The following is a 16,736-nucleotide window of genomic DNA, read 5'->3' on the forward strand; positions in this document are numbered from 1 at the left end:
ATGTGAGTGATAGCACATATAAGAAAGTAAAAGAGTATCTGGTACAACAGGGATATCGCGCAGTGTCAGATGAGACATACGAGCATATTGATGAATGGCTGGAGTGGTATCAGAACGATGTGGCGAAGTTCCATCACTACAAGCTGTATAACGGAATAGTCACGACAAACCAAGAGCGTTACAAGCTGGAATGGCAAAGACGGTCTGTGAGGACTGGGCGAATCTGCTGCTGAATGAGCGGGTAACTATTAATGCCGGAGACTATAACGAACGTCTGGCAGAAATTTTGAAAGACAATAATTTCCAAAAGCAGGGCAATCAGCTTATTGAAAAGGCATTTGCGCTTGGCACGGGAGCTTTCGTGGAGTATCTGGATGCGGATAAGCAGGTAATTATAGATTATATTCGTGCCGATATGATTTATCCATTATCTTGGGATAACGGGGATATAACGGAATGTGCATTCGGTACGCAGAGGACGATATCCGGAGAAAAAGCCATCTATCTGCAAATTCATCGTTTTGGTAAAAAAGAAAATGGAGAAAACAGCGATCAATATTACATCGAAAACGTGTATGTTGATGTTGAGAGCGGGAAAGAGATAAAAATTCCAGAGGACATTGAGGCGCTGGTGGCAACAAAAAGTGTGGAACCGTTATTCCAGATTGTCACGCCGAATATTTGCAACAATATAGATTTGGATAGTCCGCTTGGAATATCTGTGTATGGCAACGGAATTGACGAGGTAAAAGGTTGCGATCTTACTTACGACAGCTACATGAATGAGTTCGTTTTAGGACGCAAACGAATCATGGTTCCAATCAGCCAGGCAAAACGTATAATGCAGGACGACGGCGTATCAGCGCCGATATTCGACCCGAACGATACCGTGTATTACCTGCTTCCGGAAGATAAGAACGGAAACAATCGGCTGACAGAGGTTGATATGACGATTCGGGCACAAGAGCATGAGCTTGGTATCCAGAAGGCATTAGATCTGTTGAGCCTTAAGGTTGGCATGGGTGCGGGCAGATACAAATATGACTCTGGCGGAGTGAAGACGGCGACAGAAGTAATCTCTGATAAGTCGGATCTCTATCAAAATCGACAGAAACATTGTATTGTGATAGATCCTGCTGTTGTCAATATGGTTCGTGCAGTATCATTCCTTGACACTGGCGAAGCTATTAAAGCTACGGTTGATTTTGATGATTCTATCATTGAAGACAGCAATGCTGTTATCGATAAGAATATTAAACTTGTAGGAGCGGGGCTCCGATCAAAACTTAAGGCAATCATGGAAATAAATAAATGCTCTGAAAAAGAGGCATTAAAAGAACTTGAACGTATCCGGGAAGATAATCAAATCACCGGACAGGATATTGACTGGACAGGAGGAGATGACGATGAACCGGACGAGGAGGATGATTCGACCAAAGAAAAAGAAGACAAGGAGGATCAAGACTCCGATGATTCTAAGAGTGGCAAAACGTCTGATCCGGGCGATAAGAAGTAGGTGGTAGTTTGTGAATATACTGGAGAATCAACAGCTTGCAGAATCCGTGGATGGCATCTATATTGATCTGGAAGCGCAGATATTACAGAACATAGCCAGGCACCTGCAGGGATGGGAGCAGCCCATTGATACAGACCGGTGGCTTCTGCAGAAGCTTGCGGAGATTGGAAAACTCAATCAGGAGAATATCCGGTTGATTGCCAAGATGTCCGGATTAAGCCAGACCGCAGCCGAAAGAATGCTGAACGACGCAGCACAGGACGCTATCAACAATATGGAGCCCGGACTCCGCTACATGGCAAGGTGTGGATTAGCTGGCGAAGCGGTATCTGCTGATAAAAGCAAGAATGTGAAGCGTGCAGTTAATGGCTTCCGCAAGCAGGCAAAAGATACACTGAATATGTGCAACACCAATATGTTGTATAAGGCATCGGAGAAGTACAGAGGTCTGTACAGAATATAGCACGCGAAGCATGGAACATTCTGAATAGCGGCGCTGGAGGCGTGGTGAGTGGTATTGAGGCACGACAACAGGCAGTCAGACGATGTATCAGACAGCTGAATGACAAGGGCATCCCGGCATTTGTGGATAAGCGAGGGCGAGAATGGACGCCAGAAGCCTATGTAAATATGGCTATGAGAAATACGGCCAGAAGCACAGCTGAAGAGGTGCAGGATGCTAGAATACGAGATGCTGGATGTAACCTGATACAGATCGATAGTCATTCTGGTGCACGTCCCAAATGTGCGAAAGACCAGGGCAAGATATTTGATCTGAATAACGGGAGTGGTTACACGGAAGATTTGCATGGTAAGAAGATTCGTTACTATCCTTGGAAATCTTCCAGCTATGGAGAACCGGACGGTATTCTTGGTATTAACTGCAGACATCACAAGTGGCCGTTTATTCCAGGCGTGAAGGTGCAACGGTATTTCCCGACGGAAGATATGGACGCAAATGATAAATTGTATAAGCAGACGCAGGTACAGAGAGCTTTGGAACGGGACATTCGGAAGCAGAAGCGAGAGTGCATGATGCTGGATATTGCCGGAGATCAGGATGGATTCGAGGAAGCAGCGGTTAAGCTGAAAAGTAAAGAAGCGCAACTGAAAGACTATGTTGATAAAAACAGTCAGCTCATCGAAGAAGAGACAGGGAGCAGATTATTGGATTTGATAAAACGATATCTGCAAAGGCTGTGGCAGCAAATAAACATAGTATCAGGATTGCTTCTGAGCAGAGCCAATATCGCGAGTATTTGCAATCCTTGAAAGATGGGAAAGTGACGTTAAGAAGAGAGCAGAAAAAGCTTCTTGAACAAGTGCCAGAAGTTGGCAATTGGACTAAGCTAAGAAAGAAACAGGTGAGCGTGAAGGATTTGGCGGCACTGACAGCTTCTACTGGACATGAATTTGCAGTTTTCACAGGAAAATCATCCAAGATTCTTATACATGGAACTTCGAAATCATGGCATATTCCGCATGATGCGTGGGAAGTTATAAAAAGTAACCAGTATGAATGGACGGCCCATTCTCATCCAACTATGACGAAAATAACTGTATCGCCAGAAGATCGAGAGACGTTAAAGTTATTTACCTGGCAGGAAAAAAGCACTATAATAGATTTGAAAGGTAATACAAAAGAGTTTACTGCAAGTACTCAGGATTGGATTAATGAGATATTAGGAGTAGTAGATTATGATAAGCGAGAAAAAAGCAACAAATATAGCTGGCCAGATACTGATTGAGAAATATGGGCGTTCTTATGTTGAGAAATATAAGAATTATATCGGAATCATGTGGGAAAAAAAGAATGGGAAAATGATAATTGATTTTGATAAATATCATAAAGAAATCAATTCGGCGCCGGTAATCGATACCAGTAAAGGAATTACGGTGAATGAAGATAATTTCCCGGATAGGATATTGGCCGTCGAAGTAGATTTGAAAAATGGAAAAGCGAGAATAGTTGAAGATTAATGCCACTGATCAGAAATGTGATATGCCCCTGTCAAGTAGACAGGTTAAATATCAAAATGGTTGGTGGTATTTTTATATGCATTTAGGAGGTGGTGCTATTTGATTGCAGTACACATTACTACAACTGGTCTGACGGTAGATGGCCATGCTGAATATGCAAAAATCGGAAATGATATCATTTGTGCAGCTGTGTCAGTGCTAACACAGGGACTTGTACATTCACTCAAATCACTTACGAATGACGAGATCGCTTATCGTATTGATGACGGGCACGTTGATATAGAATATAAGGATTTATCAGAAAGGGGTTGCCTTCTGGTAGATTCTTTTTTTATTGCTGCGAGTGACATTCAATGCACTTACGGTACTGATTACGTACAGGTTACGGTCGCCGACGGGCGTTAAACGGAGAAATGGAGGATAATCATGAAGAACATGAACATGAAAGAAAGATACTGGACAATGAACCTGCAGCTTTTTGCCGGAGACGGAGGAGACGATGATCTGGGAGACGAAGGTGGAGAGGATGATGACGATGATCCAGGAGACGATGACGACGACAGCGATGATGATGAGCCGGAAGAGAATGAAAAGAAATTCTCCCAGAAGGACGTAGATGATGCTGTCAAGAAGCGTCTTGCCAGAGAAAAGAGAAAATGGCAGAAAGAGCAGCAGAAGAAAGATGGAAAGAAACCGAACGGCAAGGTTAAAACCGGAGAGGATAGCAACAAGGATGACGATGCCGATACACAGGAGCTCCGTGATAAGGCTGCCAAGGCAGATGAAATGGAGATGAAATGGACATGTTTAGAACATGATGTGGACAAGTCTTGTGTGGACGATGTTCTTGCGCTGGCCAGAGTGCACATGGCTAAAAACGAGGATATGGACATCGAGGACGCTATTGATGAGGTGTTAAAGAAATACCCACAGTTTAAGGAGTCTTCCAAAGAGGAAGATGATGAAGAAGAAACAAAAAGTAAGTCCTGGGGGCAGAGACAGAATGGACGCAGACAGAAGACATCAGGCGTGGAGGCTGCATTTTATGCAAGAAACCCAGGATTAAAAAATGATTAAGGAGTGATAAGTTATGAAGTATTTGATGTATTTACAGCTTTTTGCGCACGCGCACCAAGAACGCTGGTCCTCTCTCGTGGACAAAAAGCTCAGACAGACTCTTGTTACAAGAGATAATTATATTTTCAACACAAACTACGAAGGAAATCCAAAGGCTGGAAAAGTCAAGATTCCAGTTAGAGATACCGAAGTAACTGTAAAAGCGTATAACAAGGCTACAGGTGTTGACTTGGAGACAGGTTCCACAACTTACATGGATCTGGATATTAACCAGGATATGGCGGTTAATGAGCTGATTGATGGATATGACGCTGTATCTGTTCCAGATAATCTGATTGCTGATCGGCTTGATTCCGCCGGTTATTCGCTTGCGCTTGATATGGACAAGAAATCGATTAATCTGCTGGAAACTACTTCCGGAATCAAAGTGTGCGCAACTAAAACGGCAAGCACCGACTCAACAGCATATAAGAATATTTTGGATGCTAAGACCTATCTTGGAAGAACTGGAGTTCCGACAGAGGGACGTTGGCTGATTTGTTCTCCGGAGTTCATGGCAACGCTGATGATGGATGATCATTTCATCCGTCAGGGAGATCTTTCACAGCAGCTTAAAAACGCCGGAGCAGTTGGATCAGTTGCGGGATTTGCGGTATTTGAATCAGGAAATACGATGTTTGAAAATACGGAGATTGTAACTTCTAAGAAAACCACAACTGAGTTCATTGCAGGACATCCAAATTGGTGTCATCGCGTGCAGGAATGGGGAGTTGAAGTTCATTCTCAGGATCTTGCCGGATCCGGTAAATATATCGGTGCCTCTGCTGTGCAGGGACGTAAAATCTTTGGTATGAAGATTTCTAAGCCACAGACTGTGTATGTTAAGAGGACAGAGGTGTAAGGAGCTGAGCCGAATGTATGTAGATGAGGTATATTACCATGATATGTTCAGGGGGGAGCCGGTAGATGATACCGACTTCCCGGCTTTGTGCCAACGCGCTGGAGAAATCATCGAAGAGATGACATTGTACAGGCTTACGGAGGAAGGCTTTGCTATGATGCCGGAAAACACGCAGAAGCTTGTGAAGAATGCTGTGTGCGCGCAGGTAGAATATCTGGACGCTAACGGTGGCGCTGAGATGGATATGGGGAATGGAATGTCAGGAGCAACGCTTGGCAAGTTTTCGTACTCTGGAGCATCTTCCGGTTCCGGATCAACGGAACAGTCGATATTTTCGCCAAGAGCGGAGAGAATACTCTGGCCAACTGGGTTGACTTATCGGGGAGGTAGATATTGATGAAACCGATTTCAAAGAAATTGTTGATCCATACAGTTACGCTGTATAAGAAAATCAGTACAGATAAATGGGGAAGCGAGAAGTTGGATACCGGACAGACATTATCCAATATCAGAATAGAGCCTTCCAAGCAGATTATTCGTGATAAGAATAACGCAGAGGTACAGTTGGCTGCTACGCTTTTCTATGACTGTCGCAACAGTAGGCCTTCTGATGTTTCTTTTGAGGTTGATCAGATTATTGATTTTAACGGACAGAAGCATCAGATTAAGACGGTAGAGCCTCTGTATGATAACTCGAAGCTACATCATTATGAAATAGGAATGGTGAGATATGGCAAAAATTAACACTCGTGTTACGCTACATACATCACGAGCAGTGGCAATGATTAAGGCGGCAAGTAATGATGCACTGACAGATATGGGGAATCAGGCACTGCAGGATGCATCCAAGCATGTACCTCATGATCAGGGAACATTAGAGAGCAACGGTTTGTCTGGTAGTGATACAAAGGCAGTGGATGGTAAATATACCATGCGTTGGAACACACCGTATGCTCAATATCTCTGGAACGGAGATGTGATGTATGGCAATCCAACAGAAAGACGATATGGGCCGAAAAAAATCTCATTTACCTCTGCCCTTGCGCACGAGGAATGGGCGAAGTACGCCAGAGAAGTATACGGTGCTGAATGGAAGCAGGTATATCAAGCAGCGTTGAAGAGGAGGCTTAGGTGATGCTGACAGAATTATTAGAACTAATTGCAGATACAGCAGAAAAGAACTGCAGTCTTGACGCAGAAATTTCACTGGAAGAGCTTCCGGCAGGAGGCGGCATCTATGCCGAACTGGGAGAAGGCTTCACAGAATCGACCAGTTACAATAAGCAGGAAGTCAAGACGATTCCGGTATTGTTACTGTGCCGGCACGCTGATCAGAAACGTTGCCTGGAACAACTGTGTGTGATTGCTGGATATCTGCAGGGATTAAAGAAGTATCCGCAAGGAAAGACATTCTCCTGGTTAGATACAACAGTAGCAAAGGAACCAAGTAAAATAGGGAGAGATGAAGACGGAGTATATCATTACTCCTGCATCTTGAACTGTAAGATATATTGTTAAGAAAGGGTGGTACTATGAAATATATGGATTTACAGCTGTTTGCTGAACCAGATCTTCCAAGTAATCCGATTACTCCGGAAATCAACTATGAGACAGAGGCATTCATCAACACGTCTCCGGCAGAAGGGCAGCCTACTTGGGCGTCGCTTGCGAATTTGACAACAAATATGGCGCAGAGCTTAAATGAGGTCATTCAACAGCTTACTTATTACGCCGATAAAGGCTGGGGATCCAGTGAGGTAACAGGTGCACAGCTTACATTAACGCTGACAGGCTCAGTGAAGCCAGGTGATGATGCGTGTGATTATATTTTAAGTGATGATGTGATGTACGGACTTGGCGAGAAGAGAAAGACACATATGAAGCTGCAGAAAGGCAAAAAGATAATTATTTGGCCGATTACACTGGCGAACATTACGCCGGCTTATGGGGATGCGAATAATATCAATTCACTGACTGTGACCATTCATGGTAATGGACGTCCGTCAATCGGTACAACAGTGTAGGGAGGGCACGGCTCTCCCTTTTTAGGAGGTAAAGATTATGGCATATCAGGCAAAACGAAACAAAAGATTTGAGGAAGACTTCGAACTGGTAGATGAAAACGGCGTTGTGCAGCACACATTAAAAGTATCCTTGGATGCAGATGATATGGTCGCAAAGATCAATCGGAAATACACGGCACTGGTCAGAGCGCTTTCGGATGTGCAGGAAATCAAAAGAAAAGAAGCCAGCAACGAACAGTTAAGTGATGCGGTCGAGATGCTTGGAAGAGCAGAAATAGACATGTTTGAAGCTGTATTTGGAGCAGATGGGACAGAGACTATTCAGCAGTTCTACAAAGACCATTATATCGAGATGGCAAAGGAAGTCATCCCATTTATTACAGGAGTTGTTATTCCAAGGCTTACTGAAATCAAGGCGGAGAATAAGAAAGCATTGGTGAGTCAGTATAATCGTGCGAAAAAGAGACGGAGATTCTGGTAATGGGAGTCTTGACAGAGCTTCCGTCCTATCGTATTTGCACAGACAAAGGGAGATTTGACATCAACCCGGCTTTCGATGTTGTCCTTGAAGTACAGAGGCTATACAAAGAGGAATTGCTGACGGATTACGAAAAGATTCAACAGGCGTTGAGCATGTTGATTCGAAACAGGTGGAATCTCAGGTTATTGAAGCCAGTAGAACAGTTGAAGCTCATGCAGGATATCACAAGCAGATATATTGAAGTGGAAAAGCGTCCACAGATTAAGAAGAGTCCAGTTCCGGTATTAGATTTCGAACGGGATGGAGATTATATCTACGCTTCGTTCATGCAGGCGTACCAGATCGATCTGATTGACGAGCAGGGGAAATTACCCTGGAAAAAGTTCTTGTATCTGTTCAATGGATTGCCGGCGGATACAAAAATCAAACAGATTATGCGGATCAGGCAGATGCCGGTTCCGGAATACAACGGTAAGAATTCAAAAGAGATACAGGAAATTAATGAGATGAAATCTTATTATGCTCTTCCGGTGCAAGGCGGAGGAGGACAGTCTGGATTAGATCTATTGTTCCATACATTGGAGGGAATGGCAAAGAGATGATAGCAGACGGAAAGAAGATAAAAAAAGTAGAGTGTCCGCATTGCGGACATAAGCAGAACATTTTTTATGAGACAGGAGCCAGTTGCAGAGGGCTCTTTTTTAAATGTAAAAATCCAGACTGCAGAAAGGAATTTGAAATAAGACTATAACAGCCATATTGTGCCACTGTGCCGGCGAGATAATAAAGGCAGGTGGCATATGTGAGTAAGAGCAGCGGCGGAGAGGTTACTTATGAATTAACTGCTGATGACAGTAATCTGGAGTCAGATCTGAATGAAGCCGGAAAGAAAATTGAAAAATCAGCCAAGAAGACAGCAAAGAAATCAGAAGAGGCAGAGAAGGAAAGTGCTGAGGTAAAGAAATCTGTTAAAGAGGACGTTACTAAAAAGAATGAAGAGGAAAATGATAAACAGGAGCAGAATGATGATGATTCGTATTCCAACCGCGAGGAGTCCGCCAAATCGCATGGATCAAAGCTGACGACAATAGCTTCTGGAACAGCTAAAGCTATCGGAGCGGGTATGCTGGCTGCGGGCGCTGCAATCGTAGGAGTTGGTACTGCTGCTGTAAAAAGCGCAAATGATATCGACCAGGCAATGAATCAGTACATTGCCAGTACCGGAAAAAGTACCGATGAAACAGAACGGTACAAGAAGGTTATGGAGGATATCTACACCAATAACTATGGCGACTCCTTCGAAGATATCGGCGAAGCGATGGCATCAATCACTCAGAATTTGGGCGATCTTGATGATACTGCTTTGCAGACGGTAACTGAATCGGCATTTGCACTGCGCGATACTTTCGGCTATGAAATACCAGAATCCACAAGAGCCGCTAAGGCTATGGTGGATAACTTCGGTATCTCTGGCGAAGAGGCAATGAACCTCATTGCAGCAGGCGCTCAGAACGGACTCGATTATTCTGGAGAACTTCTTGATAGCATCTCAGAGTATTCGGTACAGTTCGCGAAAGTCGGACTGGATGCCGATGATATGTTTAAGATTCTCCAGAAGGGCGCAGAATCCGGAGCTTTCAATCTGGATAAGGTTGGTGATGCAGTAAAAGAGTTCTCTATTCGGGCAATCGATGGATCAGATACCACCGTTGATGGATTTAAGCGCATTGGCTTGAATGCTGATGAGATGGCGGCAAAATTCTCTGCTGGCGGTGATACTGCGAAAGAAGCATTCCAGGAGACGATTGCAGCACTTGCTGCTATGGAGGATCCGTTGGAGCAGAACACAGCCGGTGTCGATCTATTTGGTACCATGTGGGAAGATTTAGGACCAGAAGCTGTAACAGCATTAGCGAGTATCGAGGACGGAGCTTACGACACTGCAGGCGCAATGCAGCAGATCAAAGATATCAAATACGATGATATCGGCTCTGTATTTGAAGGTCTCAAAAGAAGCTTAGAGGTATTGATTGTTCCATTAGGAGAGCAGTTAATACCGCTTCTGGCGGAGATTATTGATGATACGCTTCCTATGTTGGAATCGGCGTTGCCGCCAATAGTGGATGCCGTGTCGGATGTGATAGAGGCATTACAGCCAGCTATTGAAGAGATCCTTCCAGTGTTAATGGATTCTCTGGCAGAAATCGGAGAGCCATTGATGGATCTGGCTAACGAGATTTTTCCAGTATTGTTGGATGCGGTCAATGAAATACTTCCATTAGCGGCACAACTGGTTGGAGAAGTTCTTCCGGTCATAACAGATCTGCTGAATATGCTACTTCCACCGTTGGTGGAGATCATAAGCGCATTATTACCGCCGCTTATTGAATTGGTGTCTGCATTAATGCCTATATTCGAAGCAGTAATAAGCGTGTTACAACCAATCTTAGATCTGTTTATTAGCTTACTCACGCCGATTGTTGATCTGATTGCTCAGGGAATCACACCGCTGGTAAACGCGATTGTTCCACTGATCCAGATCATTGCATCAAACCTTATTCCACAGCTTCGCATTATGGGAAGCGTGTTCTCTGGTGTGCTTTCATCAGTATTGTCTAGTGTTACGAGTATTATTGGAAATATAAGTAATATCTTTCGTAATTTGATTGATTTTATCAAGAATGTATTTACAGGAAACTGGCGTGCTGCATGGCAGAATGTGAAGAATATCTTTTCAAATGCAATATCCGGACTGGCTACAATTTTCAAGGCTCCAATGAATGCCATTGTAGATGGATGGAACAGTCTTGTAAGTAGTATCGGAAGTATATCTGTTCCGGACTGGGTGCCGATTGCAGGAGGTAAGAGTTTTAGCTTGCCGAAGATGAGACGATTGAAGGTTGGACTAGATTATGTGCCAAGAGATATGTTTCCAGCGTTTCTGGATGAGGGAGAGTGGGTGCTTACCAAAGAAGAGGCGAATCTGCTCAGATCTTATGGAGGATTGGAAAGCATGGTTGGAATGGCCGAACGCAATGCGCCAGGAATCAATGTCACTGTGCAAGGACGGGATTCTGGCATTGATTATGAAAAACTTGGTGAAGCCACGGCAAGAGCATTAACAAAATCAAATATTGGATTTAAATGCGATGAGCGTGTGTTTGCAAGATTAATAGAGGATGTGAAAGATTATGTATGATATTTATTATATCGGAGCGCAGAACTCCGAGAAAATTGATTTCTGCCAGTGGCCATATATGGTTACTGGCGGAGATGTATTTGATGGATCCTATGATGAAATCGAGGACGATGATCATATTCAGGGATTCGAGAAGAAAATCACTTCTAAGAAACTAAATATCGAAATAGCGAAGACTGGTCTTATCACATTGCCACAGGCAATTGATAATCTTGAAAGTGTAACGGAAAAGGATATCATAGCCACTACGGCAGGAAAGTTATATGTTGGAAACAGCTATATGAAATGCTGGATTCGCGGAACAGCAAAAGACAGATGGATTGCAGATCTGGATCGGATCAGCAATGAATTGGAAGTTATAACAGATTATCCATATTGGATTACGGAGGAAGAATTCCGATTCCACAAGCAAGGCAGTGAAAGCTCTGAAGCATTGGAATGGCTGGAATTTCCTTATGATGTGCCTTACGAGGTTTCAAAGGTCAGAAACCTGCAGTACATTAATAACAATAACTATACCGCTTCGGGGTTCAAAATGATCATCTATGGTCCATGCATTAACCCATTGATTCGGATTGCCGGACATGTGTATGAACTGCGAACAACATTGTACGATGGAGAATATGCGGTTATTGATTCCAGCACAAGATATGCCAAAGATAGAAAAATCATTAAGGTAAAAGCGGATGGAACAGAGGAAAACCTGTTTAACAGCAAGAATAACGAGAGTTCAATCTGGGAGAAAATTCCAGCCGGGCTCAGTATTGTTTCCTGGAATGGAGCATTTGGCTTTGATATTATCCTTTTTAATGAAAGGGGGACTCCGAGATGGACTTTACACTCACAGACATAAACGGGCAGGAAAAGGGACCGCTGGAGCATAGTGGCGTTGAATTTGTTCTTGGCACGGATAACGATTTTGAAATTAAAATCCAGGAATCATTATACGATTCAGATAAGCATGGTAAGAACTGCAGATTCTTCTGCCCGCAAACAGAATATGGAGGTCTTATCAGAAGTCCGCACCCAGTAACTGGCGATAAGATTGTTAAGCTTACTGGAATGAGTTGGAGAGGACTATTGAATCAACGAGCAATAAGTCCAGAAAAGAACACGTATGTGTATCTGAATGGCGAAGCCAATACGGTTTTATCTACGTATATTTCAAAGCTTGGAATGACAGAATTATTTGAGGTGTCAGGAGAAAACAGTGGAATTATTCTGGATAATTTTCAGGTGCCACTGCAGGCGATGTTGTTAGATGCATTCGATCAGGCACTTGAACAGCAGGATGCACGATTGGAAATCAAGTATAGGCAAGGTTCAGCGAATAGCAAGGGATATGTCCAGTTGCGCGCAGTTCCTATCACGGATCATTCTCAGAATGTAGAATTGAATGAAGACGGAAGTGTAAAGCTTGACATATTGGATTATAAAAACGGAATCAATCATCTGATTTGCCTGGGACAAGGGGAGCTCGAAGAACGTCAGCAGGTAGACCTGTATGCGTGGCCGGACGGAAGCACTAGAAAAACGCAGTATTATTATGGAAAAGATTTGATTGAATCATATTATGAGAATACTACGGTTGAATCGTTGGATGAATTGGAAGAAGAAGGCAGGGATAAGCTAGAAGAGTTAAGGGATTATAAGCAATTGAAGATATCTGTGTCGTCGGACATAGATCTGGAACTCGGAGATGTGGTAGGCGGAAGAGAGCGAATCACTAATATTCGCATGACAGCGCCGGTAGTGCGAAAGATTGTGAACGTGAATGGAAAAGGCCGTGCTACTATTACGTATAAGTTGAAAGGAGAGGACTAATGGCAGAATTTGTGCAAACAACATTGATGGATGGTTATGCGGGCGGTCCGCATATTACGGAAGCACAGTTAGGGCTTGCGCATCAGGCGACATTCGGACCTGATGATTATGTGTTGGAAGGTGGTCGGGAATCCGAAGCACAGGTACTGACGAATAACAGCATCCGAATTTTCGATGCTGTGTATTGCATACAGGGACGCCGAGATGTAATTCCGGCAAGCGGATATACAGATGTGACTATTGATAATGGAACTCAGGGTATGAATCGGAATGATATTATCGTCCGGAGATATAAAAAGGATGAGGTTTCGGAAGAGGAATCTACGGAGTATGCAGTGATTAAGGGAACGCCGTCATCAGGAGAAGCGGTGGATCCGAGCGTGACGACTGGAGATATACGATCGGGAGCTATACTGCACGAGATGAAGTTGTATCGCGTAAAACTGACTGGTTTGAATATTGTGGAAGTAGAACCGCTGTTCAATATACTTAAGAATCAAGCAACTCTGCAGAAAGAGATCGCTCAGTCAAATAAAGATTTGTCCGATAAAGTTGCTGAATTAAATGGCAAATCTGGAAAGCTTATAGAAAATCAAAGAGATTATCAGGTGTATACATTACTTGACGGAAAAGTCAAAGTTATATCCGGCTCTGTGATTAAAACCGGAGTAGGTAAAAACTACATTGCATTATTTTCTGACGAGCAGTTAAAAAACTTATTTGGCGTAACAGTCGATACAACTCGGCTCAGCGTCTCCACATTTAACGGAGATGATGTAAGCCAAGCCGTACAATTCTACGCACCGGAAAACTGGCAAGGATCTATATACCAATATTTCAGTTCGCCAGTATCTGGAAATATCCGTATCAATTACAGAATTGTATATGTGTATGAATGATGGGTCTATTTTTTAAGATAGACCGCTGTGTACTCCGGATGAATATTAGCAGCTGATGTCGTCCAGTTCCTCATTGCAACATATACAGTCCCGTCAGATTGTGCTTTACATGTCGCCCAAGTGCATGAAGAACCGCTAGCATTCGTGGGGATGGCAGCAACCAGCTCGAATCCATCAGGCGGTATCGGTGTACTGAACACGCCAGCTGTTTTAGCCGCTGGAACATTAACTGTTACAGATATAACTTCCGTTCTTATAAAGCTATTGCCATTTAATTCAGTAAGCTTGTTGGACAAATCTTTATTTTTTACAGTAACTTATCAATATGACACCTTTATCGGGTGTCATTTTTTGAAAGGAGGGATATCCATGAAAATTACATTCAATGATGCGTCAGAAATGACCATCCAGTCAGCAACCATCCGAACAGATGGATCGCTGTTGATCAAAACCATCTCTGTCACGGAGGATGAGCTCCGAAATACATTCCAGGACGAATTTCGAACCAAAAAGATAATCATAACGGAAAGGGAATCCGCCGTTGCAGAGTATGAGAACTACACAAACTTAAATGCACTGGTGAAATATACCGGTGGGATTCTTGGCGTTGTTCTGTATAAGGAAAAAGAATCACCAATGGATCGTATTGATGCACTGGAAGAGCATGTGGATAATCTTACAGAAGCCAATAAAAGCCGTGAGGCTGAAAATGCAGAGCTTATCGCCACCGTAGACAGTATCCTCACAGACGTGCTGCCGGCACTGCTCGGCGATGGCACAGAAGAAACTAATACAGAAAATACGGATACAAAATAAGAAAGGAAAAGAAAGGATGAATGATATGACTACATTTATTGCAAGAAGAATTATAGAAGAGGCTGACAAAAGCATTGAGGCAGGACAGAAGAAATACCGTGCATATTTTGTAAAGACGCGATTATACAAGAGATGGAAAGATAATGTTGACACTATTTTAAAAACCGATGGTTACGATGAGGTCATCGTAGAAAATTAAGGAGCGTCGCGATGGACAATATTATTGATTGTAGGTTGGATTCCATCTGCAAGGAGATATACACGGGCATCTGGCAGCATGATTATGGCCAGATACTCAGGATCACAGGTGTAGATCTGCCGAAAGCTGTAGAAGTTCAGTTCTCATTGAGGGACAAAGGCGGAGATACACTTACAAGAATCGGCACTACAGTAGATGGTGTGACAGAGGTTAAAGTTCCAGACAGCTTCTTGAAAAATGAAAACTGTACGCAAAATTATCTAATCTACGCTTGGATATATGTTACCGATGATGCATCCGGTAATACAGAGCATCAAATTATTTTGCATGTGAAATCAAGACCCAAACCGGAAGAGCCGAGCGAAGAACCTCTTCCGGAGCCGAATATATTTCACGAAACTGTTGAAGCTGTTAATGCATCAGCTGATCGGGCGGAGATGGCAGAGCAGAGCGCCAAGGGAAGCGCTGAGAAAGCAGAGACAACACTGGCAGAGATCAAGCGTGTAACAGATGGTATCTCGGAAGACATTGAAAATGCCAATACGGAGAAGTCTGAGCTCTCTGGTATGATCGACGGTGCAGAGGAAAAGAAGAAAGAACTGGTAGCATCAACAGAAGAAGCCGGCGAAACAAAGATGGAGCTAGACAGTTCCATCAATTCCGCTGGAGAGAAGCAGTTAGCGTTAGACGCCACGGTAAAACAGGCGAATGCAGTAGACGCATCGTTGAAAGAGCAAATCGGATCAGCCGAGCAAATACAGGCAAATGTTGAGCAGATTGCGAAGAATAAAGCCGACATTAGTTCGCTAAATGAAGATATAGCTGACTTAAAAGATAAGAAAATCACCAAATTTTATGCATCGAATCAAGGCGAAAATCATCTGGTTGATTCCGATAACGGAAAAATACAGGATATGATGATTTGTGGAAATAGTAACCAGAATCAAACCAAAGGTAAGAATTTATTGAAATATCCGTATGTAGAAGCAGATAAAACGTCTCTAGGCATAACGTTCACGGATAACAAGGACGGAAGTATTAATGTTAGTGGAACTGCCACAGGGACAGCTTATTACAATTTATATTCGAATCGTGACGGCAAACGTTTAACACTTGCAAGCGGAACGTATAAGCTAGTTACAAAAGGGAGAAGCGGGTGCAATGTAACTGTGAACAATGGTGTAATTTCTGCAAAAAACGAAGGAACATTCACGATCACAGAAGGGCACAATGAAATCTATTGTTATATTGCAATACAGGAAGGTTTAACAGTAGATGAAACAATCTATCCTATGATTCAATTAGCATCTAGTATAGATGAATCTTACGAGCCTTATACTGGTGGAAAGCCATCCCCGAACCCAGATTATCCGCAGGAGATAAAAAGAGTGGTGAAACCGGTGGTTAAGGTATGTGGGAAGAATCTGTGGAATCCAATAGCAGGAGGATATATAAGTAACCTTAATGGCTCAATAACAGCAAGTGAAAAATCAGATATCGCCACAACAGATTTTATAAAAACAAATGGAAAAGATATTACTGTTATAGCACGTAATTTCAGTTTGGCATTAGAATATGCCTTTGCATATAGAATTGGATTTTATGATGCAGAAAAAAGTGGATAAAAAACGTCGTTCTTTCAGACGGAAACAAACATAGCATAAATACATTTAATATAACAGATGCAGAATATATTAGAGTATCAGCCCCGTCTGGTGTATACGATACAATTCAAATCGAAAAAGGTTCGGAAGCCACCTCTTACGAGCCATACACCGAGCAATCCGTCCAGCTCCCCTACACTCTCAACGCCATCCCAG

23 protein-coding genes are annotated in these 16,736 nt (G+C 43.1%); all 23 read left to right on the forward strand.

Going from position 1 to position 16,736, the window contains the following annotated elements:
- Positions 1–2 precede the first annotated feature (2 nt).
- The 23 genes from DXA18_RS15500 to DXA18_RS00655 all read left to right on the forward strand — a co-directional run bounded on the left by DXA18_RS15500 (position 3) and on the right by DXA18_RS00655 (position 16,541).
- Positions 3–233, forward strand: a complete 231-nt coding sequence (locus DXA18_RS15500; RefSeq protein WP_147345560.1) for a hypothetical protein — start codon at positions 3–5, stop codon at positions 231–233.
- Complete coding sequence (locus tag DXA18_RS00550; protein WP_118382232.1) at positions 191–1,516, forward strand: phage portal protein; 1,326 nt, start codon at positions 191–193, stop codon at positions 1,514–1,516. The genes DXA18_RS15500 and DXA18_RS00550 overlap by 43 nt, the downstream gene beginning before the upstream one ends.
- 10 nt (positions 1,517–1,526) lie before the next feature.
- A complete protein-coding gene (locus DXA18_RS16280; RefSeq protein WP_118382233.1) occupies positions 1,527–1,979 on the forward strand; it encodes a phage minor capsid protein in 453 nt (150 codons plus the stop codon).
- 20 nt (positions 1,980–1,999) lie between these two features.
- Positions 2,000–2,788: a phage minor capsid protein gene (locus DXA18_RS16285; protein ID WP_278337053.1), complete on the forward strand. Its 789-nt coding sequence runs from the start codon at positions 2,000–2,002 to the stop codon at positions 2,786–2,788.
- An 11-nt stretch (positions 2,789–2,799) separates the two neighbouring features.
- On the forward strand, positions 2,800–3,264 hold the full coding sequence (locus tag DXA18_RS00565; protein WP_147345561.1) for a hypothetical protein: 465 nt from the start codon (positions 2,800–2,802) through the stop codon (positions 3,262–3,264).
- On the forward strand, positions 3,215–3,496 hold the full coding sequence (locus tag DXA18_RS00570; RefSeq protein WP_118382236.1) for a hypothetical protein: 282 nt from the start codon (positions 3,215–3,217) through the stop codon (positions 3,494–3,496). The genes DXA18_RS00565 and DXA18_RS00570 overlap by 50 nt, the downstream gene beginning before the upstream one ends.
- A gap of 99 nt (positions 3,497–3,595) precedes the next feature.
- The gene (locus tag DXA18_RS00575) at positions 3,596–3,901 is read left to right on the forward strand and encodes a ribosomal-processing cysteine protease Prp (RefSeq protein ID WP_118382237.1); all 306 of its coding nucleotides are present in this window, start codon (positions 3,596–3,598) and stop codon (positions 3,899–3,901) included.
- 21 nt (positions 3,902–3,922) lie between these two features.
- Positions 3,923–4,573 carry a hypothetical protein gene (locus DXA18_RS00580; RefSeq protein ID WP_118382238.1) on the forward strand — a complete coding sequence of 217 codons (651 nt, stop codon included), beginning with the start codon at positions 3,923–3,925 and terminating at the stop codon, positions 4,571–4,573.
- 13 nt (positions 4,574–4,586) lie between these two features.
- Positions 4,587–5,474 (forward strand): hypothetical protein, encoded by an 888-nt coding sequence (locus DXA18_RS00585; protein ID WP_243006976.1) that lies wholly within the window; start codon positions 4,587–4,589, stop codon positions 5,472–5,474.
- A gap of 13 nt (positions 5,475–5,487) precedes the next feature.
- Positions 5,488–5,871 carry a hypothetical protein gene (locus DXA18_RS00590; RefSeq protein WP_118382239.1) on the forward strand — a complete coding sequence of 128 codons (384 nt, stop codon included), beginning with the start codon at positions 5,488–5,490 and terminating at the stop codon, positions 5,869–5,871.
- Complete coding sequence (locus tag DXA18_RS00595) at positions 5,871–6,218, forward strand: putative minor capsid protein (protein ID WP_118382240.1); 348 nt, start codon at positions 5,871–5,873, stop codon at positions 6,216–6,218. Before DXA18_RS00590 ends, DXA18_RS00595 begins: the two co-directional genes overlap by 1 nt.
- Positions 6,205–6,609 carry a minor capsid protein gene (locus DXA18_RS00600; protein ID WP_118382241.1) on the forward strand — a complete coding sequence of 135 codons (405 nt, stop codon included), beginning with the start codon at positions 6,205–6,207 and terminating at the stop codon, positions 6,607–6,609. Before DXA18_RS00595 ends, DXA18_RS00600 begins: the two co-directional genes overlap by 14 nt.
- The gene (locus DXA18_RS00605) at positions 6,609–6,992 is read left to right on the forward strand and encodes a hypothetical protein (protein WP_118382242.1); all 384 of its coding nucleotides are present in this window, start codon (positions 6,609–6,611) and stop codon (positions 6,990–6,992) included. Before DXA18_RS00600 ends, DXA18_RS00605 begins: the two co-directional genes overlap by 1 nt.
- A gap of 14 nt (positions 6,993–7,006) precedes the next feature.
- A complete protein-coding gene (locus DXA18_RS00610) occupies positions 7,007–7,498 on the forward strand; it encodes a phage tail tube protein (protein WP_118382243.1) in 492 nt (163 codons plus the stop codon).
- A 37-nt stretch (positions 7,499–7,535) separates the two neighbouring features.
- The gene (locus tag DXA18_RS00615; RefSeq protein ID WP_117649692.1) at positions 7,536–7,979 is read left to right on the forward strand and encodes a hypothetical protein; all 444 of its coding nucleotides are present in this window, start codon (positions 7,536–7,538) and stop codon (positions 7,977–7,979) included.
- The gene (locus DXA18_RS00620; protein WP_118382244.1) at positions 7,979–8,581 is read left to right on the forward strand and encodes a Gp15 family bacteriophage protein; all 603 of its coding nucleotides are present in this window, start codon (positions 7,979–7,981) and stop codon (positions 8,579–8,581) included. Before DXA18_RS00615 ends, DXA18_RS00620 begins: the two co-directional genes overlap by 1 nt.
- 200 nt (positions 8,582–8,781) lie before the next feature.
- Positions 8,782–11,178: a phage tail tape measure protein gene (locus tag DXA18_RS00625; protein WP_118382245.1), complete on the forward strand. Its 2,397-nt coding sequence runs from the start codon at positions 8,782–8,784 to the stop codon at positions 11,176–11,178.
- Complete coding sequence (locus DXA18_RS00630; RefSeq protein ID WP_118382246.1) at positions 11,171–12,031, forward strand: hypothetical protein; 861 nt, start codon at positions 11,171–11,173, stop codon at positions 12,029–12,031. The genes DXA18_RS00625 and DXA18_RS00630 overlap by 8 nt, the downstream gene beginning before the upstream one ends.
- Positions 12,007–13,002, forward strand: coding sequence for a Gp37-like protein (locus DXA18_RS00635; protein WP_118382247.1), 996 nt, complete (start codon positions 12,007–12,009; stop codon positions 13,000–13,002). The genes DXA18_RS00630 and DXA18_RS00635 overlap by 25 nt, the downstream gene beginning before the upstream one ends.
- On the forward strand, positions 13,002–13,901 hold the full coding sequence (locus DXA18_RS00640; protein ID WP_118382248.1) for a hypothetical protein: 900 nt from the start codon (positions 13,002–13,004) through the stop codon (positions 13,899–13,901). Before DXA18_RS00635 ends, DXA18_RS00640 begins: the two co-directional genes overlap by 1 nt.
- Positions 13,902–14,270: 369 nt before the next feature.
- The gene (locus DXA18_RS00645; RefSeq protein WP_118382249.1) at positions 14,271–14,717 is read left to right on the forward strand and encodes a hypothetical protein; all 447 of its coding nucleotides are present in this window, start codon (positions 14,271–14,273) and stop codon (positions 14,715–14,717) included.
- Between the two features lie 25 nt (positions 14,718–14,742).
- The gene (locus DXA18_RS00650; RefSeq protein WP_243006977.1) at positions 14,743–14,916 is read left to right on the forward strand and encodes a hypothetical protein; all 174 of its coding nucleotides are present in this window, start codon (positions 14,743–14,745) and stop codon (positions 14,914–14,916) included.
- 11 nt (positions 14,917–14,927) lie between these two features.
- Complete coding sequence (locus DXA18_RS00655) at positions 14,928–16,541, forward strand: hypothetical protein (RefSeq protein ID WP_118382251.1); 1,614 nt, start codon at positions 14,928–14,930, stop codon at positions 16,539–16,541.
- Positions 16,542–16,736 lie beyond the last annotated feature (195 nt).

This window comes from Dorea sp. AM58-8, assembly GCF_003464045.1.
Lineage (GTDB): Bacteria > Bacillota > Clostridia > Lachnospirales > Lachnospiraceae > Claveliimonas > Claveliimonas ammoniilytica.